Annotated in this window: 17 protein-coding genes and 1 pseudogene; 5 read left to right on the plus strand and 13 right to left on the minus strand. The window is 64.9% G+C overall.

The genetic code is table 11. The features are described 5' to 3' along the window. Positions 1–3: 3 nt before the first annotated feature. The 10 genes and pseudogenes from AC1DEZ_RS18915 to AC1DEZ_RS18960 all read right to left on the minus strand — a co-directional run bounded on the left by AC1DEZ_RS18915 (position 4) and on the right by AC1DEZ_RS18960 (position 10,813). Positions 4–1,737, minus strand: a complete 1,734-nt coding sequence (locus AC1DEZ_RS18915; RefSeq protein ID WP_476780384.1) for a hypothetical protein — start codon at positions 1,735–1,737, stop codon at positions 4–6. A gap of 7 nt (positions 1,738–1,744) precedes the next feature. Then, positions 1,745–2,854 (minus strand): protein-glutamate methylesterase/protein-glutamine glutaminase, encoded by a 1,110-nt coding sequence (locus AC1DEZ_RS18920; protein ID WP_476780385.1) that lies wholly within the window; start codon positions 2,852–2,854, stop codon positions 1,745–1,747. Beyond that, a complete protein-coding gene (locus AC1DEZ_RS18925) occupies positions 2,851–3,750 on the minus strand; it encodes a CheR family methyltransferase (RefSeq protein ID WP_476780545.1) in 900 nt (299 codons plus the stop codon). The genes AC1DEZ_RS18920 and AC1DEZ_RS18925 overlap by 4 nt, the downstream gene beginning before the upstream one ends. Then, a complete protein-coding gene (locus AC1DEZ_RS18930) occupies positions 3,750–4,226 on the minus strand; it encodes a chemotaxis protein CheW (RefSeq protein WP_476780386.1) in 477 nt (158 codons plus the stop codon). Before AC1DEZ_RS18930 ends, AC1DEZ_RS18925 begins: the two co-directional genes overlap by 1 nt. Before the next feature lie 81 nt (positions 4,227–4,307). Further along, positions 4,308–6,386 carry a HAMP domain-containing methyl-accepting chemotaxis protein gene (locus AC1DEZ_RS18935; RefSeq protein WP_476780387.1) on the minus strand — a complete coding sequence of 693 codons (2,079 nt, stop codon included), beginning with the start codon at positions 6,384–6,386 and terminating at the stop codon, positions 4,308–4,310. Between the two features lie 24 nt (positions 6,387–6,410). Further along, positions 6,411–6,878, minus strand: a complete 468-nt coding sequence (locus AC1DEZ_RS18940) for a chemotaxis protein CheW (protein WP_476780546.1) — start codon at positions 6,876–6,878, stop codon at positions 6,411–6,413. 23 nt (positions 6,879–6,901) lie between these two features. Beyond that, positions 6,902–8,915, minus strand: a pseudogene (locus tag AC1DEZ_RS18945) (chemotaxis protein CheA). Continuing rightward, positions 8,915–9,277, minus strand: a complete 363-nt coding sequence (locus tag AC1DEZ_RS18950; RefSeq protein ID WP_441513893.1) for a response regulator — start codon at positions 9,275–9,277, stop codon at positions 8,915–8,917. The pseudogene AC1DEZ_RS18945 and the gene AC1DEZ_RS18950 overlap by 1 nt, the downstream one beginning before the upstream one ends. Before the next feature lie 31 nt (positions 9,278–9,308). Next, complete coding sequence (locus tag AC1DEZ_RS18955; RefSeq protein WP_476780388.1) at positions 9,309–9,599, minus strand: STAS domain-containing protein; 291 nt, start codon at positions 9,597–9,599, stop codon at positions 9,309–9,311. A gap of 236 nt (positions 9,600–9,835) precedes the next feature. After that, on the minus strand, positions 9,836–10,813 hold the full coding sequence (locus tag AC1DEZ_RS18960) for an AraC family transcriptional regulator (RefSeq protein WP_476780389.1): 978 nt from the start codon (positions 10,811–10,813) through the stop codon (positions 9,836–9,838). A gap of 575 nt (positions 10,814–11,388) precedes the next feature. Here AC1DEZ_RS18960 and asnB point away from each other — a divergent pair. From asnB to nadE, 4 genes are read left to right on the plus strand one after another with little or no spacing between them, the layout of a single operon-like run. Next, complete coding sequence (gene asnB, locus AC1DEZ_RS18965) at positions 11,389–13,326, plus strand: asparagine synthase (glutamine-hydrolyzing) (RefSeq protein WP_476780390.1); 1,938 nt, start codon at positions 11,389–11,391, stop codon at positions 13,324–13,326. A 23-nt stretch (positions 13,327–13,349) separates the two neighbouring features. Then, complete coding sequence (locus AC1DEZ_RS18970) at positions 13,350–13,616, plus strand: acyl carrier protein (protein ID WP_441513897.1); 267 nt, start codon at positions 13,350–13,352, stop codon at positions 13,614–13,616. 12 nt (positions 13,617–13,628) lie between these two features. After that, entirely contained in the window at positions 13,629–15,173 is a 1,545-nt protein-coding gene (locus tag AC1DEZ_RS18975) for a class I adenylate-forming enzyme family protein (protein WP_476780391.1), read from the plus strand. Then, positions 15,170–16,177, plus strand: coding sequence for an NAD(+) synthase (gene nadE, locus AC1DEZ_RS18980; protein WP_476780392.1), 1,008 nt, complete (start codon positions 15,170–15,172; stop codon positions 16,175–16,177). Before AC1DEZ_RS18975 ends, nadE begins: the two co-directional genes overlap by 4 nt. Before the next feature lie 106 nt (positions 16,178–16,283). Here the strand turns inward: nadE and AC1DEZ_RS18985 are convergent, their stop codons facing one another. The 3 genes from AC1DEZ_RS18985 to AC1DEZ_RS18995 form a co-directional block, all read right to left on the minus strand. Further along, complete coding sequence (locus tag AC1DEZ_RS18985; protein WP_476780393.1) at positions 16,284–17,396, minus strand: hypothetical protein; 1,113 nt, start codon at positions 17,394–17,396, stop codon at positions 16,284–16,286. Positions 17,397–17,398: 2 nt separating this feature from the next. Continuing rightward, positions 17,399–18,061 (minus strand): N5-glutamine methyltransferase family protein, encoded by a 663-nt coding sequence (locus tag AC1DEZ_RS18990; protein WP_476780547.1) that lies wholly within the window; start codon positions 18,059–18,061, stop codon positions 17,399–17,401. Positions 18,062–18,378: 317 nt separating this feature from the next. After that, positions 18,379–20,973: a bifunctional diguanylate cyclase/phosphodiesterase gene (locus AC1DEZ_RS18995; protein WP_476780394.1), complete on the minus strand. Its 2,595-nt coding sequence runs from the start codon at positions 20,971–20,973 to the stop codon at positions 18,379–18,381. Positions 20,974–21,202: 229 nt separating this feature from the next. On the opposite strand from AC1DEZ_RS18995, the gene AC1DEZ_RS19000 reads away from it, so the two are divergent. After that, positions 21,203–21,994, plus strand: a complete 792-nt coding sequence (locus tag AC1DEZ_RS19000; RefSeq protein ID WP_476780395.1) for a PstS family phosphate ABC transporter substrate-binding protein — start codon at positions 21,203–21,205, stop codon at positions 21,992–21,994.

Below are 21,994 nucleotides of genomic sequence, written 5' to 3' on the forward strand. Positions count from 1 at the left end.
GCATCAAAACAGCAGGGCATCGACGTCATCGGGGGCAGGCGTCGCCGTCGGTGCTTGCGCCGCAGGGTCCCAGACGGGCTCGATCACGCCTAAGTGGATCGTCCGTTCGATCGCCATCGTGTAATGCGGCCATATGGCGTCGGTCAGCCAGCTCCGGACGCGTTCGTTCCTGTCCGGGGGAACGGCATGGTCGTCGGAGGCCATTGCGGCAAGCGCATATGCGGCCCCTCCGATGGTCTCTCCCGTTGCTGCGGCGCCGGAGAAGCCGAGCCGAGCCTGATCGAAGGCCTTGCCGAAGGTCGCACCCTCGCGCATCAGGCGGCTGAACTCCAAGGCCAGTTCAGAGGCCGTCTCCTGCACGACGATGAGCGCGGTGCTCATCTCGCGATCGAGCGTGCCGAAATGCGCTGCATCGAGCCGATCCTGGCACTTCAGCTCGCCCGCAGCCCGCTGCATCTGCTGGAAGATCGGCGGCAGGCGCCGGGAGACGCTGGCGACGAGGTCGGCCGCCAGTTTCAGCTCTTGCGCGATGATGACAAGACTGCGGCCGTTGCTGCCGACACGCGCGGCCCGCAGGCTGGCGTTCGTGCCGATGAGAACGATATTCGAGACCGTGGCGGCAAGCGCGTCGACCGTCTGTTGGGAGGTGTCGAGCAGCGCGGTCAACGCATGTGCAACCTGGTCGGCACCGGCACGGGCGCTGTTGCACTTGCCCAGAAGCACCGAAGCATGGGCGAGATCGGCTCCGAACTGCGCCATGAAGGAGCCGGTATCCGCGCCGCCCGCCCCGTAGAGCGACCGGACGAGGTCGACCAGGTCGACGGTATCGTCTCGCAGCTGCAGCAGGCTCTGTTCGATCGCCGCGGCGTCCTCGCCGAGTGTGGCGGCGCTCGCCTCGAGCTGTGCCGCCTCGATCCTGAGCAGCAGGTCTCGGGCGTGCGGCAGGGCCTCCGCCGGCAGTCCTTGAGCAAGACCGCCCTCCTCCAATGTACCCACCATGCGTAATCCCGCGGTCGCATGCTCAAGCCGTTGGCGGATGCTATCGCCGGATTGCAAGGCGATGATGGCCATCCCCGCCGCCATCGCGATCTTGCCGGAGCGCGCCGCCGCTTCGCTGGCGAGTGTCATGCCGCTGCGCTGCCGAGCCTCGACCTCGCCCAGCGTGACCGAGAGCTTGTCGGCGAGCGACGAGAGCGCGGCGCCATATTGCGTCTCGAATTCGCGTTGCGAAGCCAGCGCTGCGGCCAGGAGCTTGCTCATGCGGGCGTGATCGCGCGCGCAGGCCTCGATCGTACGCTGGGCCTGGGTCGTCAGCTCGAAGATCTCGTTGGCGAAGTCGCCGAAATCGCTCCTCACGCCCTGAAACGAGATCGACTCGATGCGGGCGTAATGGGCGATGATCGTGATCAGCCGGATATGCTCGACGAGCTTCTCCCAGGTCTGGCCGGCGGCTGCGCTATGCGCGGCGATGTCCAGCAAGGAGCGGGTTTCCGCGGCCAGCGTCTGCCGCAGCGGGCGCAGATCGTCGGCAAGCCGTGCCAGAGCGGCGCGCGCCGTGATGATCCTGTCGCCGGAGAGCCGGCCGGAGAGGGCGGTCAGCCGTTCCTTCAAGGTGTCGAAGAGGTTCAGCCCCCTGCCGAGATCGCGGCCGGCGACCGCGAAGGTCGCATCGACCGAGCGGGCGTGATCCTCCAATGACGTGACCAACTGCGTCAGAGGTTTTGCTGGAGCGTTCATCGCGCCCTCACGCATGCCTCGATGCGGGAGCGGTGGCACTCGCCGCCAGCGGCCAGGCCATGATTTCCTGTGCGATGAGCTGCAGGCGCACGACGCGTTCGGCCGCGCCGAATTCGATCGCCTCCTTCGGCATGCCGAAGACGACCGAGCTTTCCTCGTCCTGGGCCAGCGTCCGCGCGCCGGCCTTGCGCATTTCCAGGAGACCGCGCGCGCCGTCGTCGCCCATGCCTGTCATGATGATGCCCAGCGCGTTGCCGCCAGCATATTGCGCAGCCGAGCGGAACAGCACGTCGACGGAAGGGCGGTGCCGCGAAACGGGGGGGCCGTCCTTGATCGCAACACGGTAGTGCTGGCCGACGCGCTGCAGCAGCATATGGCGATTGCCGGGCGCGATCAGCACGCGGCCGGTCTTCATCTCGTCGCCATCCTCGGCTTCCTTGATCTCCATGGCGCAGATGCCGTCGAGCCGGCGCGCGAAGGCGGCGGTGAACTTCTCCGGCATGTGCTGGACGATGGCGATGCCGGGGCAATGGGCCGGGAGCGCCTCCAGCACTTCGCGCAACGTCTCGGTGCCGCCGGTGGAGATGCCGATGCAGGCGATGCGATCCGTGCGCGCGTGGAAGCGGCCGGAAAGCGGTGGCGGCATGATGACGTCGGCCGTAAGTTTCGCTTCGATCTGCATGGCGGGGCGCTCGGCCCGAGGCCGCGGCTTGGCCTGCGCGGCGGCATGGACCGCATGGCGCAGCCGGTCGGCAGTCTCCAGCAGCGCGTTGCGCGTATCGATCCGCGGCTTGGCCAGCACCTCGACGGCCCCGCTTTCCAGCGCCTCGAACAGGGTGGGCGAGCCGGTTCCGGTCAGAGTCGAGCAGATGATCACGGGGATCGGCCGCTGCGCCATGATCTTGCGCAGGAAAGTCAGGCCGTCCATCCCCGGCATCTCGATGTCGAGGATCAGCACGTCCGGTACTTCGTTCTGCATGCGCCGCGTCGCCGCGTAGACGTCGGCAGCCGTGCCCATCACCCCGATGCCGGGCGATTGCGACAGGATCGAGCTCAGCACCTGCCGCACCGAGGCGGAATCGTCGACGATGAGCACGCGTATGGGCTTGCGCGTCATGCTGCGCTCCTCCCGAGGGCGGCCGGCTTCGCCTGGTAGACCGTCGGCGCGACCGAATGCAGGCCCGGCACCCCGGCTCCCGCCATGGATTCGGAATGCCCCAGCAGGATGTAGCCTCCGGGGCGCAGATGGGACATCAGCCGCGACAGCACCGCGGCCTGAGTCTGCCGGTCGAAATAGATCAGTACGTTGCGGCAGAAGATGACGTCGATGTCGCGGTCGTAAGGGTAGGTTTCGTCCATCAGGTTCAGATGCTCGAAACGTGCCCTGCGGCGCAGCTCCGGAGCGATCCGCACCGTGTCCTGCGCGGGGTTGCGGGACCGCATGAGATAGCGCTGTTGCAGCGCGGCGGGGACCGGCGAGACGAAGGATGCCGGATAGACCGCGTCGCGCGCGGCGGCGAGAACCTGCGTCGAGATATCGGTGCCGAGGATGGAGAAGCTCAGCTCGCCTGAGCTTCCGCGCGTGGCGTTCGCGAGGTCCTGCAGAACCATCGCGATGGTATAGGCCTCGGCGCCGATCGAGCAGGCAGCGCTCCAGATCTTGAGCCTGGTCGGGCGGAGCCCGTGCAGGCGGCGGAGCGCAGGCACCGCCGTGTCGCACAGGAACGTGAAATGACTCGGCTCACGGAAGAAGTCGGTCTTGTTCGTGCTGACGCAGTCGATCAGGTGCACATATTCCTTGTCCAGGCCGCCGCGTTCGAAGAGCAGGCTGCCATAGTCCGCCAGGTCGCTCAGGCCGAGCGCACGGACCCGCTTGCGCAAGCGGCCTTCGACCATCGTGCGCTTGGTGCGCGGCAGCTTGATGCCGGCATTGCGCTCGACGAGGCTCGCGATGGCATTGAAATGCCGCTCTTTGAGATGATCGCCCATGGGCTCTGTCGTCGCCGGGGCCATCATGCGGCTTCGCTCGCGTCGATCTGAGAGGGAACCCCCGCGCCTGCCATGAGCCGTGCGAGGTCGAGGACGATGACGAAGGCTTCGCCCTTGCGCCCGAGGCCGGCGATATAGTTCGACTGCCAACGGCCTCCGACGTCGAGCGGCGCGTCGGTCTGCGCCGAATCGAGGCTCGTCACCTCGAAGACACGGTCGGCGACGAAGCCGACGCCGAGAGTCCGGCCTTCCAGCGGCACGTCCAGAATGATGATCCGCGTCGCCTCCGTCGGCGCGACGCGCGGAAGGCCGAGCTTCGTACGCAGATCGACGATCGGGAAGCCGGTGCCGCGCACGTCGATCATGCCGAGCAGGAAGTCAGGGGCATGCGGGAGCTTCGAGATCGGCCGCATGTCGAGGATCTCTCGCACATGCGCGATGTCGATGCCGAAGGACTCGCCGTCGATCCCGAGCGTCAGATATTGTGCGTTTTGGGTCAAAGCCGTCTCCGCCAAGGGAAATCGTCGGGCGCCGGATGCCGGCGAGATGGGCGCTCCGCTGGAGCGAAGCGCCCGCGCGTTTCAGGAGGCGCGGCGGAATTCGGCGTCCCGCGCATCATGGGCGTCGTCGAGATCGAAGGAGAACCCTCCCGAGGCCGCCTTGGTCTGTGGTTTGGCCGCGGGCGGCTTGCTGGCCACGGGCCTGGCTGCCTTCGGGGCGGAGGCGGTCTTCATCCTGGCCGCCTGCGCCTTGAGCTGCTCCACCGCACGGTCGACGCCCGGGCCGGCCGCATCGATCTTGAAGAAGGCGATGGCGGTCTGAAGCTGCTCGGCCTGGGCCGCGAGCTCTTCGGACGTCGCGGAGACCTCCTCCGAAGCCGCGGCATTCTGCTGCGTCACCTTGTCGAGCTGCTGTATGGCCTGGTTGATCTGCGCGGAGCCGACATCCTGCTCGCGGCAGGCGGCGGTGATCTCCTCGACCAGCTCGGCGGTCTTCTTGATGTCGGGAACGAGCTTGGCGAGCATGGAGCCGGCCTCCTGCGCGACCTTGACCGTATCGGTCGAGAGCGTGCCGATGTCGGCGGCCGCCGCCTGGCTGCGCTCGGCGAGCTTGCGGACCTCGGAGGCGACGACGGCGAAACCCTTGCCGTGCTCACCTGCCCGAGCCGCCTCGACGGCCGCGTTGAGAGCCAGCAGGTCGGTCTGGCGCGCGATCTCCTGGATGATGGTGATCTTGGAGGCGATGGTCTGCATGGCGTCCACGGCCTTGCCGACCGCGGTGCCCGAGGCCTCCGCATCCTTGGCCGACTGGGCCGCGATCTGCTCGGTCTGGCTGGCATTCTCGGCATTCTGCTTCACATTCGCCGCCATCTCCTCCATCGAGGCCGAGGCCTCCTCCGTGGAGGAGGCCTGCTCCGTCGAACCCTGAGAAAGCTGCTCGGCGCTCGCCGACAGCTCCTGCGAGCCGGCGGAGACGTTTTCGGCGGCACGCAAAGCATCGGACACGACCTCGCGCAGCCGCTCGACGGTGCCGTTCAAGGCGGTCAGCAGGTCGCCGACCTCGTCATCGCTCCGGACGTTCATGGTGCGTGTCAGGTCGCCGGCCGCCACGGCATTAGCGAGGCCGACGGCACCGGCGAGACCACGGCTGATGCCGAGAGCGATCCAGGCCGCGACGGCGACGGAGATCAAGGCCGAGATCGCGACGATCGCCGTCAGCAGCATCTTGGCGAAGCTCGCCACCTCGGCCGCGTCGGCGCTGATCTCGCTCATCCGCCTTTCGGCGAAGGCGGCGTATTGATCCATGGCGGCAATCGTGGCGTTCAGCGCGTTGCGCCCCTCACCCTTGCTGAGCTGCGTCGCCTTGATGTTCCCGCCTTCGCGCGCGACCTCGATGGCGCTCCTCATGGCCGTCTGCAACTGCTCGGACTGGACTTCGATAGGCCCGATCGAGAGACCCGCGTCCTTCAGCGCCGACAGGGCCGATGCGGTGGCCGGGCGCAGGATGTCCATCTGGGCGAGAGCGGCCGCGCTGCGGCTGGCAAGTTCGCCTTCGGCAGCCGCGGTGAAGATCTCATAGGTCATCCGGAGGGCGCGAGCGGTCTGATAGCGCATCATCAGAACCTGGCGCGCAGCTGCCTCGGATGCCGCGCCGCCCTGCTGAGCGAGATCGCGGCCGAGGCTGTCCAAGGCGGCATTCTGGGCGTTCAGAGCGGGAAGGCCGCGCGCGGTCCAGAGTGCCTCGGCCTTGTTGCCGGAATTGAGCTTGGCCTGCCGGATGGTCTCGTCCTGAATGGCGTCGAGCGCCTTTCGACTTCCGATAACCTTGTCGAGCAGAAGCTTGCCCTGATCGCTCGCCCGCTGCTCGATCTCCGTGAGGATCTTGCCGGCTTTCTCCCGCCGCTGGAGCACATCGGCAGCGAAAGCCTCGATGTCGCGGCCCTCGGACGCCAGGATCACGTTCTTCTCGGAGCGGACCTGGCCTTCGAATTCCGCCTGCAGGTCGCCGAGGAGGCTCACCTGCTTGGCCTGCCGCAAGATGCGCTGCTGGGCCGCCTCCATCTCCGCCAGGCGGTTATAGGCAATTCCCCCCGCGGCGACCGAAAGGGCGATGATGACGCCGAACGACGTCGCAAGCTTCGCTTTGATGGTAAATCGCATGTGTAGCCCCGATTTTCGCCGATTTTATTGGATCAATATGGTCGATATACTCGGAACGATGATGAATTCGTCGTTCCATTTGGTAATGAATTGGATGTATTCGGGTCGCCAGTTCATACCGATTCGTGGCGCCGTCTGAATATCATCTCGCGAGATCTCCGTGACCTCGTAGACCTTGTCGGCGATGATGCCGAGCGTCACGGGGTCGTCGTCGATCTCGACCTCGATCACCACGATGCGGGTGTCGGGCGTGGCTTCGGCCTGCGGCATCCCGAAGCGCTCGCGCAGATCGGCGAGCGGGATGATGTTGCCGCGGACATTGATCAGTCCGGGCAGGTGCGGACGGGCTCCGGCGACGCGCGTCAGCGGCACGGGATCGATGATCTCCCGGACCATCTCGGTTTCGATCGCGAAGATCTCCGGGCCGAGACCGATCATCAGGGCCTTCATGGCACCTCGCGAAGCGGGGTTCGGAGAGAGGCTGCCCTGCATGAGGGGCGTTTGCGTCCGCGTCATCACGCCGCCTCCGTCATCTTGTCGATTTCGGCCTGCATCTGCCCGAGCCCTACCAGCTGGGCCACGTCGAGGATCAGCGCCGCCGAACCGTCACCGAGAATGGTGGCGCCCGAGAACATCGTGACGTCGGCATGCAGCTTCGATAGCGACTTGATCACCGTCTGGTGGCTGCCGATGATCTGGTCGGCCACGAGGCCGACCCTGACCTCGCCGGTCGAGATGATGATGACCTTGGGATGTGGGTCGGGCTCGCCTTCCGCGCCAAACTGCTCGCGCAGCCGCAGGAAGGGGACGAGCTCTCCGCGCACGCTGAGGAAGCTGCGGCCCCTGGAGCGGTTCTCGTCGGCCGCGGTCAGCTCAATGCATTCTTCGACCGCCGAGAGTGGGATGATGTAGCGGCCCCCGGATCAGCAGTCCGTCGATGATCGCCAATGTCAGGGGCAGGCGCAGCGTCACGGACGAGCCTCGGCCGGGAAGGGTGGCCAGATCGATCGAGCCGCGCATGCCCTCGACGGTGCGCTTCACCACGTCCATCCCCACGCCACGGCCGGACAGTGCGGAGACGGTCCGCGCGGTCGAGAATCCCGGGTGAAAGAGGAACTGATGGACCTCGTGGTCGGAGAGGCCAGCGCCGGCCTGAAGCAGGCCCTGCTCCTCGGCCTTGGCGCGAATACGGGCGGTGTCGAGGCCGCCGCCGTCGTCCTGCACCGAGACCAGGACCTGGGCACCGACATAGCGTGCGGAGAGCTCGATGCGGCCGATAGCCGGCTTGCCAACAATGGCACGGCGCTCGGGGCTCTCGATGCCGTGGTCGATGGCGTTGCGGATGAGGTGGACCAGCGGGTCGGCGAGGCGCTCGATCATCGTCTTATCCATCTCGGTGTCCTCGCCGACCGTGACGAATTCGACCGGCTTGGCGAGATCGCGGGCGAGGTCGTGGACGAGACGCCGGAAGCGCCCGAAGAGCGAGCCCATCGGCACCATGCGCACGCCCATGGTCGTGTCGCGCAGGCCGGAGGCGAGCCTCTCGATCTCCTCGGCGATCGCCTTGATGGCGAGGTCGTCGCTGGCATGGGCAAGCTGGGAGAGCCGAGCCTGGGCGATGACCAGTTCCCCGACTCGATCCATGAGCTCGTCGAGCCGTTCGGCCTGGACGCGCACGGTCGAGCTCTTGTCGTCCGCCCGGCGATTGTATTCGGTCTTTTCGACGGGCCTGTCCGTGGTGGCGACCGCAGGATGGGGCGCGTCCGATGCGGGCGCTATCTCGGCATCGGCATCGACCACGCCCCCGGACGGAGCCAACGTTTCTCTCGAGGCGCCGGCGTCGAACGGCCTGATCGCGAGTGCCATTTCGTCTCGCACGAACATGAAGACGTCTTCGATTGCCTCGCGCGGGCACGAGGCTCTCAACGCGACACGCCAGGCGATGAAGCAGCCCTCCGGGTCGAGCGCGGTGAGATCGGGCACATCGTCGAGACGGGCGGTGACCGTGCAGGGGCCGAGGTCGCGCAGTTCGTCCAGGAGGTTCAGCGGATTGGTGCCGTTGCGCAGGATGTCCGGCCGGAACGCTATGTCGATCAGCCAACCCGGCGCCTGATCAGACGTGGTCGGCGCATGCGCCTCTGCCGGCGCTGCTTCGAGCCCCGAGACCAAGCGGTGGAGTGCCGCCACGATAGCCTCCCCGATAATCTCGTCTGTGGAGTCGGGATCTTCGATGAGGATCCGGATGTAATCCTTGGCCGAGAGCGCGACGGTAACGATGTCATGGTTCGCCTCGATCCGACCCTTGCGGATCAGGTCGAAGGCGGTTTCGAAATCGTGGGTGAAGGCGGCGACGCGGTCGAAGCCGAACATGGCGCCGGAGCCCTTGATGGTATGCAGGGCCCTGAAGGCTGCATCGACCAGATGGCCTTCTCCGGGCCGCTGACCGAGGTCGAGCAGGACCGTCTCGAGCGTCTCGAGCAGCTCGGCGGCTTCCTGCCGAAAGGTCTCTGCCGGATCGAGGTCCAGCATCAGCGCACCAGCTTGGCGACAACCGCCAGCAATTGTTCCGGCTTGAAGGGCTTGGTGATCCAGCCCGTTGCGCCCGCGGCCTTGGCCTGCTGCTTCACCGCGTCATTGGATTCGGTCGTCAGGAAGACGATCGGCACGCCGGTGAGCCCAGGCAGCGCCCGCATGCCGCGGATCATGTCCAGCCCGTTCATCACCGGCATGTTGAGATCGGTGATTACGAGGTCGAAGCGCTGCGCCTTCGCCCTCGCCAGCCCATCGGCGCCATCGCCGGCCTCGGCCACCTCGTGGCCGGCTCCGCCAAGGACGAGCTTGATCATCTGTCGAATGCTGGGAGAATCGTCCACCGTCAGAACGCTGGCCATAATCGTCACTTTCCGGAAAGAAGGCGGGTGTTTACGCCAGCGAGACGCTGGCGCGGGCGAAGGCCGAACGAACGGCGGCCGAAGCCCCCTCGATCGTCAGCGGCAGCCTGTGCGCGGCGAAGCTGCGGCGGGCGCTGACGATGAGTTGCACGAGGGCAATGTCGGCGGCCTCGATATTCGCGCAGTCGATCTCGGCGGGTTGGCCTGCGGCAAGCAGGTCGCGCATCCTTTCCGCGACGGCGCCGATGCCCCTGATCGAACAATCGGTCGGCAAGCTGAGCCGAACCGCTGTGGCGATCCGTTCCGGTGTCGTCCGCGGCATCCTTGGCGGCCTCCAAATGAAAGCATCATCTGGGGGCGCATTTCTTACGAGCTAGATTGACGACATATTAAGAGTGCTGCGGCGAATATTATCCAATTCTTTACGATTATTCGCGCGACGAGTCGGGCGTGCGCTCCCGGAGTCACTGCGGGGTCGTTGCGTAACCCCGCGTTTACCATGTGCGAAACTTGTGCGTCGGCGTCGCCGGAACCGCTCCGTCTCGGCTGGCCCGGCATTCAGCGTGCGCGGCGGGTCTCGGACGGCAACTCGCCGAAAAGCCTGCGGTACTGCGCGGCGAAATGGCCGCGGTTGGCGAAGCCCCATTTGCGCGCGATCTCCTCGACCGAGTGCTCCGAATGCGGGTCCTCGATCTCGCGGCGCGCGCCGTGGAGCCTGGCGGCTTTGATGTATTCCTGCGGTGACGTCTGCAGCACCTTTCTGAAACTCTGCTGCAGCGTTCGAAGGCCGATCCCCGCCGCGCGAGCTACGTCCTGGACCGCAATATCCTCGTAAGCATGGGCGAGAATGTAGTCGACGGCTCGCCTGACGTGCAGGGGAGCATGTTGCGTGCTACCGCGCGACATGCCCTGCGAGTAATTATGCGGGAGGTTTTCCAGAACGAGCGCGACCCAGCTCGATTGGAGGAAATCGGCCGCGCATGGCGAGATCGCCTGGGTATCGTCCCCCGCCGATCCGACGACGGTCGCAGCGAGAATCGCGGCAAGCACGGACCCGGTTCCCGAACGGATATCGAAGCTGGTGGTGATCTGGAGCTGCTCTTCAAGCCGCCGGCCGGCCAGTCTTTCCAGGAGCGGAACGATGTCATCGATCCTGACCCTGAACATGCAGAATTCAGTTCCCGCCAAAAAGGTCACGCGGCGCGCCAGGGAGGTGTTCAGCGCAACTCCGTCGCCTCTGCGACAAGTCAGGAGCCCATCCTCGACCTCCAGTCTCACATCCCCCGACAGGACGAAGATGGCGGTGATGTTATCCGGGCAATCGGCGAAAGCTCCTTCGAGGCTCTGCGACACCCTCGACAACATGATTGTCGTGTTGGCGACCTTGATCGAGAGGAGTTTGTTGCTGCCTGATCCGCTCGTTTCTGCCTCGTGCCTAAAATTGTAACCCAATATACGTTCATAATATGAGATCAAATGCTCGACTTCAACGGAAGGGAGATCGATATTAATGAACGTATTGCTGATGATATCCACGTACTTTTTCCGAATATAAAAATATCTATAAAATAAAATGAAAACCTAATCTAAATCGATGGAAATTTTTGTCGAGGTGGTATTAGGTATTATCGCTCACGAATTAGTATGAATTATGAGGCGATCAAGTAACGCTGGAATCACAATCTCGGCATATACGTGTATATGCACTGGTAAGCCTCCTCGCGATTGACCGATTTCCGGATGCGCCGAGGACGACGCTGCCGGGCCAGCTCCGTTTCCGTCGATGCGAATTTGATGCCGGGACCGACCGGCGGAACGGTCAACTCACCGCCGGTGAACCCGCGAGACGGGCATTTCGCGTTGACGTTTCCTGTCTTGCGCGTCGGCTTGCGAGGGCGAGGTCGCCACGTCCGCGCGGGACCCATGTTTCTGCGCGTTCTTCCGCTTGGCCTGACGAACGCCTCTCAGCGGAGCCGCATTTGCGGGGAAAGAGCGTCCCGGACGCGACATCAAATTTACCATTCCTGCGAATAGCCGCGGATCTTTAACGCCTGCCGGTGTGTTGCTGGCTATAGTCCGAGCCGCGCTGATAGACTCGGAAATATCTCGGCATGTGCGGTTTTGGCGGCTATTTCGGCCTTGTCCGGGATGGGAGGGCGCTCCTTGAAAGGATGACGGCCGCCATTGCGCATCGCGGCCCGGACGGGCAGGGCTTCTTCACCGCAAAAGCAGCCGGCCTCGGCCATGCGCGGCTGTCCATCGTCGGCCTCGGCGACGGCCAGCAACCCATGTCCGATGCGACCGGGGAACTGACGATCGCCTTCAACGGCGAGATCTTCAATTATGTGGAACTGCGCGAGCAGTTGCGCGCCAAAGGTCGCCAATTCCGGACGAGCAGCGACACTGAAGTGATCCTGCATCTCTATGACGAGATGGGCGAGGATTGCGTCTCCATGCTCAATGGCGATTTCGCCTTTGCGCTCTGGGACGGTCGCCGCCGCCGCATGGTTCTGGCGCGCGACCGGATGGGGGTTCGGCCGCTCTTCTATACGAGGCAGGGCGAACGGCTCTACTTCGCCTCGGAGGTCAAGGCGCTGCTCCAGGTCCCGGGCGTCGTGGCCGAGCTCGATCCGGTCGCGCTCGACCAGATCTTCACGCTTTGGGCTCCGATCGCGCCGCGCACGGCCTTCCGCGACATCTACGAACTCGAACCTGCCAGCCTGATGATCGTGCAGGAGGGCGGCGTCTCGACGCGGCCCTATTGGAAACTGGACTATCCCGACCGAGAGACGCCGCCCCGGCACCGGGACGAGCGCGCCGCGGCCGAGGAACTGCGCGCCCTGTTGACGGAGGCGACGCGCATCCGCATGCGCGCCGATGTGCCGGTCGGCTCCTATCTCTCCGGCGGCCTCGATTCCTCCATCACTTCGGCGCTGGCGGCGGGCATGGCGCCGGGCGGCCTGAAAACCTTCTCGGTCACCTTCGACAGCGCCGAACATGACGAGAGCGCCTTTCAGCTCGAGATGGCCCGCGCACTCGGCACGGATCACAGCGCCGTCGCCTGCGGCGAAGGCGATATCGCCGCCGTGTTTCCCGATGTGATCCGCTTCACCGAGCGCCCGATCCTCAGGACTGCGCCGGCCCCGCTCTACAAGCTTTCGCGCCTTGTGCGCGAGGCCGGCTTGAAAGTGGTGCTGACCGGCGAAGGTGCGGATGAAGTCTTTGCCGGCTACGATATTTTCAAGGAAGCCAGGGTTCGCCGCTTCTGCGCCAGGCAGCCCGGCTCCCGCATCCGGCCGCATCTGTTCCGCAAGCTCTACCCCTATCTGCCGGGGCTGAGGCAGCAATCGGCCGAATATCTGGCCTCGTTCTTCGGGGCTGGCGGCACGGGGCTTGACGATCCGCTATTCTCCCATCGGGCGCGGCTCGACGGCACGGCAGCGACGAAACTATTCTTCTCGGGTGACCTGCGGGCCACATTGTCGGGATATGATGCCGCCGAGGACCTCGCCGCGCGGCTGCCCGAGGCTTTCGCCCGCTGGCACCCCTTGCACCAGGCGCAATATCTGGAAGCCCGCTTCCTTCTGCCCGGCTATATCCTGTCGAGCCAGGGCGACCGCATGGCGATGGCCCATGGCATCGAGGGCCGCTTTCCCTTCCTCGACCATCGTCTGGTCGAGTTCGCTGCCGGTCTTCCTCCCGAGATGAAGCTGAAGGGGCTCGTGGAGAAGCATATTCTCCGCGAGGCGACCAAGGATCTGCTGCCGCCTGCGATCGGCAGGCGACCCAAGCAACCCTATCGTGCACCGGACAGTCAATCCTTCGTGGGGGCGGGGGCGGGAGACTATGTCCGGACGGCGCTGAGCGAAGCCGAGATCGGCGCCCGCGGCCTCTTCAATCCAAAGGCGGTGGCAAAGCTGCATGAGAAATGCAGTCGCCACCCGGCCTCCGGCTTTCGCGACAATGCGGCCTTCGTCGGCATTCTGTCGACGCAACTGTGGCTGGCGGCCTTCACCGGCACAGGCAGTTGCAGCGCCAAGGCCGCCTGACACCATCAAGAGAGGAAAACGATATGACTGATACGATCCGGGACACAGTGAAGGCCTTCGTCATCGAGAATTTTCTGTTCGGCGACACCACCCACGCCATCGCCGATACGGACTCGCTCATCGAGAACGGCATCATCGACTCGACCGGCGTTCTGGAACTCGTGGCCTTCATCGAAGACCGTTACGAGATCGCCGTCGCGGACGCCGATATCGTGCCGGCCAATCTCGATTCACTGGCGCGCATCACGGCCTTCATCGCCTTGAAGACCGCGGCGCTCGCGGCGGCCTGACGGTTCTGGTTCATGCGGGTCGAGCAATTCCTCATCACAAGCGCGGCGGCGCGTGGCGCGAAGACCGCGCTGGTCACCGAGCAGAAGCGGTTGCGCTATGACGAGTTGGACGACCTGTCGAACCGGCTCGCGGCTGCTCTCGCCGCGAGTGGCGTGCAACGCGGCGACCGCGTTCTCGTCTTCATGGACAATTGCTGGGAAGCCGTCGTCTCGATCTTCGCGGTTCTCAAGGCGGGCGCGACCTTCAGCCCGATCAACGCCTCCACCAAGGCCGACAAGCTCGCTTATGTCATCGGCGATTGCGAGGCTGCGGCGATCCTGACCCAGGCGAAGCTGATGCCCATCGTGGCGCAGGCGCGCGCGCTGTCGGACCGGCCGCTCTTCGTCGCGTCGACGCAAGGACCATCGGGCCTTGTTCTGGATGGCGCCGCCTCCTTCGAGCGTTGTCTCGAAGTCGCGCCTGAGCCAGTGAACCATGGCGGGATCGACGTCGACCTCGCCATGCTGATCTACACCTCGGGTTCCACCGGCCGCCCCAAGGGCGTGATGATGACGCATCGCAATATCGATGCTGCCGCGGACTCGATCACCAGCTATCTGCGCAACACCCCCGACGACATCATCCTCAACGTGTTGCCGCTGGCTTTCGACTACGGCCTCTATCAGCTGCTGATGGCGATGCGGCTTGGTGCGATCCTCGTCCTCGAAAAGTCCTTCGCCTTTCCGCAGGCGATCTTCGAGCGCATCCGCGCCGAGCAGGTCACCGGCTTCCCGCTCGTGCCGACGATGGCCGCGCTGATCCTGCAGATGCGCGACGTCGAACCGGGTTTCCTGCAGAGCCTGCGCTATATCTCGAACACCGCCGCGGCCCTGCCGCCCCCGCACATCGCGCGCCTGCGCGAACTCTTCCCTGGCGTTCGGCTCTATTCGATGTATGGCCTGACCGAGTGCAAGCGCTGCACCTATCTGCCGCCGGAGGAGCTGGACCGCCGGCCGGGCTCCGTCGGCATCGCCATTCCCAACACGGAAGCGATCGTCGTCGACGATGAGGGCAACCGCGCGCCGCCCGGCGTCGCGGGCGAGCTGGTCATCCGCGGACCGCATGTCATGCAGGGTTACTGGCGCAACGATGCTGCAACCGCGCAGATGCTGCGCCCCGGTCCGTTTCCCTGGGAGAAGCGTCTCCATACCGGCGACCTGTTCCGGACGGATGAGGACGGCTTCCTTTATTTCGTCGGCCGCAAGGACGACATCATCAAGACGCGCGGCGAAAAGGTTGCTCCGAAGGAAGTCGAGGCCGTTCTCCATGCCCATCCCGGCATTGCCGAAGCCGTGGTGACCGGTGTGCCGGACCCGGTGCTTGGCCACGCCATCGCCGCAGTCGTCGTTCGCTCGGACGAGAGCTTGAGCGAACGGGACATCATTCGCCACTGCGCTGGTCATCTCGAGGATTTCATGGTGCCGAAGCTCATCGAATTCCGCCATGAGCTGCCGAAGACGGATACCGGAAAGGTCAGCCGAAGGCTGGCGGCCGAAACGCTGGGAGCGGCGGAATGAACATCTCTCCTGCCCCGAGTCGTCCGGCCTTCTCGGCTGACGTGCTGATGCTCGACAACACCGCGGAAACCGACCGCATCGTGACCGGACTGCGCGGGCAGCTCCGTGGCATGCGCAAGCGCGGCCTCGTGCTCGGTCTTTCCGGCGGCATCGATTCCAGCGTCTCGGTCGCGCTGGCCGTGCGCGCTGCCGGGGCGAAGAACGTCTTCTGCCTGTTCATGCCGGAAAGCGACTCCGATCCCGAGAGCCTGCGCCTCGGCCGGCTGGTCGCCGAGACCTTTGGCGTCGAGGCGGTCGTGGAGGATATCGGACCGACGCTGCAGGCAATGGGCTGCTATGAGCGGCGCGATGCCTTCATCCGCGAGCTGGTGCCGGGTTACGGGCCTGGCTGGGCCTCGAAGATCGTCATCGCCAATTCGCTCGCCGGGGACGGCTACAACATCTCTTCACTGGTGGTTCAGGACCCCGAGGGCCGCCAGACCAAGCTGCGTATGCCGCCGGCGGTCTATCTCGGCATCGTCGCAGCCACCAACATGAAGCAGCGCACGCGCAAGCAGATCGAGTACTATCACGCCGACCGGCTGAATTTCGCCGTGCTGGGTACGCCGAACCGGCTCGAATACGACCAGGGCTTCTTCGTGAAGAACGGCGACGGCGCCGCGGACGTGAAGCCGATCGCGCATCTCTACAAGAGCCAGGTCTATGCGCTCGCCGCGCATCTCGGCATTCCCGAGGAGATCCGCCGGCGGCCGCCGACGACCGACACCTATTCCCTCGCGCAGACGCAGGAGGAGTTCTACTTCTCCCTGCCTTACGATCGCATGGATCTTTGCCTCTTCGGCCTCAACAACGGCATCTCGGCAGCAGAGGTCGGCGCTGCCGCGAAGCTGACCGCGGTCGAGGTCGAACGGGTCTGGGCCGATATCGCCGCAAAGCGCAGGGCGACGCGCTATCTGCACCTTGGCCCGCAGCTCGTGCGCCCCGTCACAGAAATCGACGGCTGAGATCGGCACCGCGGAAACGGGCGCCGATCAGCATCGTTGCAGAGCCGAGGGATCCAGCGATCGTGCGCGGCCAGCTTGATGGCTTCGCCGCGCTTGCAACGGCGGCTTACTCGAACGGCTCTCCGGCCAGGCGGTTCCAGTGTTCGCCGGCCAGCCCGTTGAAGAAGCCTTGCGAGCTCAGGAACGCGTTCACCAGCTCCTCGTCGCGCGAATGCACGACCGTTGAGGCGGGCTGCGTGAAGGCAACCCGCCGACCCAGCATCGCGGCGAGCAGGGCAGGTTGCGTCCGGCCGCGCAGACCGGCCGCGCCGCGCTCAGCCGCATCGCCGATCAGGCAGTCGATGACGGCACCAGCCTGTCCCGGCATGGCCAGAACCTGCAGGACGCGCGCGACCCGGCCGGGATGGGCATGGTAGAGAAAGGCGCCGATCAGGGCCCCTGTGGCAGAGGAGACGGACGCGAAGACCACCTCGCCATAGTCCGGTTTCCGGGACGCCTCGGCGATGATGTGTGCAAGCTGCTCCTCGCTCCAATCGGGGCGGAGGGCGAACTGCCGCGTCAGCGGCTCTACGAGGGCCGCAAAGCCGGCCTGATCGATTTCGGTGACCTTGAGGCCCTTGCTCGTCCAGATCGCCGGGACACCGGTCCAACGCAGCTCGTTCTCCTGCATCCGCCCGCGAAGGTAGCGGTCGAGGCCGCGCGCGAGCGGATCGAACCGGCGGGCGGCTCCGATCCGACGCGAGGCCATGTCGAGCATGAAGGCCGAGGGCCGGATCACCCGGAGCCAGTCCAGGCTGTATTGGGGCAGGGCGACACCGCGCAGTCGCGTCCACATCTGGGTCGAGAGGGCGTTCGCGGTCTCGCTGAAGGAGATTTCCTGCGGCCCGGCCAGGAATGTCCTGAGCAGCCTTGCGCCGGCCATCGGGTCGTTCGTCCGCTGCTCGGCCATCAGCGAACCGCAGATGGCCGCACGCAGCTTGCGGGGGCCATGGCTCATCGGCAGCACGTTCACGCCCACGAAGCCGGAGATGTCGCCTTCGCTCGCGACATGGACAAGGGATGCGATATCCGGGTCGCACACCGGCCCCTCAAGATACAGCCGGCGCAGATAGGTTTCGAGCGCCGGAGGTGGCGGTCTCCTGCCGTTCCGGAAGGTCCTTTGAAAGAGCCCGGCGACAGCCGGAATATCCGCGGCCTGCAGGGGACGAACCTGGCTCATGCTCAACCGGCCGAGGATGAGGTCGCGGAATCTGCGTTCCGCAGTTTGCGAGCGAGCGCGACGCGCGGCACGCCGTCCTCGTCGGTAGCGAAGGTCACGGGGTCATAGGTCTTGGTTCTGGCTATCAGCGCGGCGATCTGGCGGTCCTGCCCCTTCCCGAATTCGAATAGCAGCCAGCCATCCGGCTTGAGGAAATCGACCGCGTCGCGGATCAGCCGCTGATGGATCGAGATGCCGTAAGGCCCACCGTCGAAGGCCTCGCGCGGCTCGGCTTCGAGCAGATGGGCGCTCTCGCCTTCGAGGCGCGCGGTCGAGATATAGGGCGGGTTGCAGACGATGACGTCGGCCGCGCCGGCAAGCCCATCCTCCGACAAAGCACCGAACAGATCTCCTTGCCTGACGGCGACACGGTCCTGAACGGCCAGACGTTCGGCGTTGCTGCGGGCCAGCGCAACCGTGCTGTCGGTCATGTCCGCCGCCCAGACCCGGGCCGATGAAACCTCCACCGCGATGGCCAAAGCAAGGTTGCCCGAGCCGCAGCACATGTCGATCACCGTGGAGCCCGGAGCGCGATCGTGAAGGATCGCGATCGCGTTTCTTCCGAGCAGCTCGGTCTCCTGGCGCGGCACGAGAACGTCAGGAGCAAGTTCCAGCGTCACGCTCATGAAGCGATGCAGGTGTGGGGCGAAACCGCCGGCAGGGGCATTTGCTCTGGGCGGCACGGCGGCTCCTCCGTCACTGGACGGGAATACATGCATGATGAACTATCGCGCTCCGGTAAACGGCCGCTGAAAAACCGCGACCGCTCGATTGACCGCTCGCGAAGGTTTCCCTCCGACGACCAGGCCAAAGGCTGGAAGAGGGCCTGCTCAAGCGCCGCAGGCCGCTGGGGCCGCCGCTTCTCACCGCGCTTCCAAGTAAGCAGGCATGCGAGATCGGGTCCGATGCGATCGTCAGGCAAGTCGGCCCGAGCGTCGGCGGTCTATCGCGAGAGGCGCTTAATATCCGCATAAGATTCGAGCCGGGTCAGGTGCGATTTACCTGAGCTGGAAATCCGGCGCAGGCGTCTCGCATTCACGAAGGCCTCAAAGCTCCCGATCGGAATTGCCTCGCTGAAATAGTAGCCTTGAGCCACGTCCGCGCCCTCCCTCATCACGAAGGCCAGATCCTCGGCCTGCTCGATGCCCTCGACGATCGTGCCGAAGCCCAGCGAGCGCGACAACGACAGAATCGTCCGGACGATCACCTGTTGTTCGACGCCCGCTCGCGCGCCCTGAACCAGCGAACGATCGATCTTGAGCGTATCGAACTTCAGGCGGGCCAGCATCGAGAGGTTGGAATAGCCGGTTCCGAAATCGTCGATCGAGAAGCGGACGCCAAGCGCCCGCAATTGCCGCAACTGTCTTTGAACGACGTCCGAGGCCCGCATCGCTACGGACTCGGTCACCTCCAACTCCAGGCGCGAGGGCGGCACCCCTGCCTTCAGGAGGCAGTTCTCCACCGAGACCGCAAAAGTCGGGTCTTCCAGCTGCAGGACCGAGACATTGACCGAGATCCTGATGTCGCTCGCATGGCGAAGCTCCTCGATCGCCCGCGCGAGGACGAATTGGCCGAGTTCGGCGATCAGGCCTGCCTCTTCCGCGATACTGATGAATTTTCCAGGCGCAATAGCGCCTCGCGAGGGATGCGCCCAACGCACCAGAGCCTCGGCTCCCACAACTCCGTTGTCGGCCAGAGAGATCATCGGCTGGTAGAAGACGTCGAGCGAGCCGTTCCGCAAGGCGGTGCGCAGATCCTGCTCGAGCGCTCGCCGCTCATGCATGAGCTCCGCTGCTTCCGCGGTGAAGAACGCGAAAGAGTTCCGCCCTTTCCGTTTGGCTTCGTACATCGCGACATCGGCGTTGACGAGAAGCTCGTCATATCTGACGCCGTCCCGACCGGAGACCGCGATTCCGATGCTTGCTCCGATCGTCATATGGGTACGATCGATAACGTAATTCTCGCTCAATCTGTGGATCAGAGCTTCTGCACAGGCGCGGAGACCATCGATGGTCAGCGGACCGCTCAAAATGATCAGGAACTCGTCACCGCTCAAGCGTCCGGCCGAGAAATGACGGAAGTCTCCGGCCTCCAGCCGCTCCTCGAAGAACTGCTTGAGACGAGAGGCCAACTGCCGAAGCAGGACGTCGCCCGTCTTATGGCCGAACGTATCGTTGATGGACTTGAAGCGGTCGACGTCGATGAAGAAGAAGGCCACGACATCCTTGCCGCTCAGCAGGGTGCTCATCCCGTCGATGCGGATCTTCTCCCGGTTGGCGAGCTCCGTCATCTGATCGAAGAAGGCAAGCTGCCGAATGCGGCCGAGACTCTCGCGAAGGTTCGAGAGCATCACTTCGAAGGCTTGCCCGAGGCTGCGTACCTCGCCGATACCGGATGCGTTGAAGGGGATGTCGAGATCGCCGCGCGCCACCGACGTCGCGGCGGACGCCAATTGAGGCAGGCCGCGGGTCGCGCGCTTGACGCTGATCAAGACCACCACGACCAGCACGCCGAGCGCGCCGGCGGCGAGAAACAGGAACCAGCGAAACAGGGTCCCCGCCTGACGCTCGCTGATGCGCTGCAGCTCTTTTTGCGTTTCCTCGACCTGCGCGGCGTCGACGTGAACGCAGATCCGAAGGCCGAGTTCGTCGGTGACACAGCGCGCCACGCGTCCACTGCCGGCCATGCCGATGAGACCGTCCGGCGTTTGCGGAGCGAGTGGCTTCAGGCCGACGGGCGGCTCACCGCCGGCGGAGATGATCCTGTCGCCATCCACGACCGCGACCCCGGCCTGGACGATTCCGGCGAAGAGCTCGAGCGTCTTCTCCGAAGGGGCGAGTGTTCTCAGCCCCATCAGCGCTCCCACCACATCGCCGAAGTCGTCAAAAACGGGTTCGATCGCGAGATGTGCGATCGTTCGGCCTTCCGGGAGCCCTACCGCGACATTGAAGCTTTCGGACACCCGGTAGGTTGCATGATGCGACCATCTGACCAGGCGTCGATTATCCTTGAAAATCGAGGTGATGGCCTCCTTCACGCCGAGGGCGGAGAGGGCTTCCGAAGCCGCGAGCAGGTCTGACGCGCGGCTGCCGCCGATGACGGTTCCGGTCGCATCGGCGACGAGCAAAGCGTCGAGTTCGCCGGTCACGCTGGCGGGGGCCAGCAACTCCTGGATCGCGACGTGATTGGCGGAGCCGACCGCCTTCACGATGTCGAGCCGCTGGGCGAGATACCGCGTCTGCCGGCTCGCTTCGCCGAGCAGCACCGAGACGCGCGCCTGCGCGAGCAGGGCCTCGGCATCGAGCCTGCGCGCGATCTGCTGGCGGGATAGCTGTGCCAGCGCATGGGCCTGTTCGACGGCATCCTCGCTGAGGCGCCACAGGGCAACGAGCCCGACGACGGCAAAGGTTACGGCTCCCGTCACCATCACCACGAAGGCGAGATGCGTTCCGATATGCGCGGTTGAAATCCAGTCGCGCCAAGCCGTGCGCAGGCGCGCTCTCCGGATGCCCATCGAGTTCCAGAGACGGCGCAGCAAGCCTCCATCCATTCGGCCGGATTCATCGATCTGCCTGACGCTGGCCCGATCCTGCGGCACGAAGCCTACTCCACAACGGAAATTCTCATCCACTCTAGCAGCAACCATTGAAGCTTACGTAAATTCATAAGTATAAGAAGTTACCTATCATTTTTGCGCTTTCGGTTAGAATTTGTTCACGGAGTCATGGCAATTCTGATCATCCCGTGGCAGAAGATTTTATCGATCTATGACACCGCGCTCTATTGCATTGATTCTTGGTCTTCTGACCCTTTGTAACCCTGCCAGGGCAGACGAGTTGATCGTGGTCGGCACCGGGGATGGCGTGGAGATGCTTCAGGCCGTGGCCCAGCGCTTCCGGGCGGCCGAGCCGACCATCGAGGTCAAGATTCCACCCAGCATCGGCTCAGGCGGTGGTATCGCCGCGGTCGGTTCAGGAACGGCGAAGCTGGCGCGCGTCGCCCGGGTTCTCACCGATGCCGAGCGGGCACGCGGCCTGATCTATGTGCCGGTGGCCAAGATCGCGTGCGCCTTCTTCGTTCATCCCAGCGCCGGCGTCGCGCAGCTCAGCGGCGAGCAATTGACGGGCATCTATGCCGGCCGGATTTCCAACTGGAAGGACGTCGGCGGAGCCGACCAGCGCATTCGCGTCGTCCGGCGCGAAGAAGCCGACAGCACGCTCACGACCTTGCGGGCGACGATGCCCGGTTGGCGAGAACTCGAGATCACCGAGCGCTCGAAGACAGCGACGTCGACCCAGGAAGCGGTCGAGACCGTTCGCCTGACGGAGGGCACGATCGGCTTCGGGCCGTATAGCCGGGTTCTCGACATCGGCACGCAGGTGCTGAAGATCGATGGTCTGCATCCCTTGGATCCGCGCTATTCGAGCAGCGGCGAGGTGGCCTATGTCTACAAGGAAGGGGCGCTGACGCCGGCGGCGGAGAAGTTCATCGCCTTCACCCGCATCCCGGATGCGGGCCATGTGATCCGGGAATTCGGCGCGATTCCGATTGCGCCCTGA

It is taken from the genome of Allobosea sp. 10L422 (assembly GCF_056395345.1).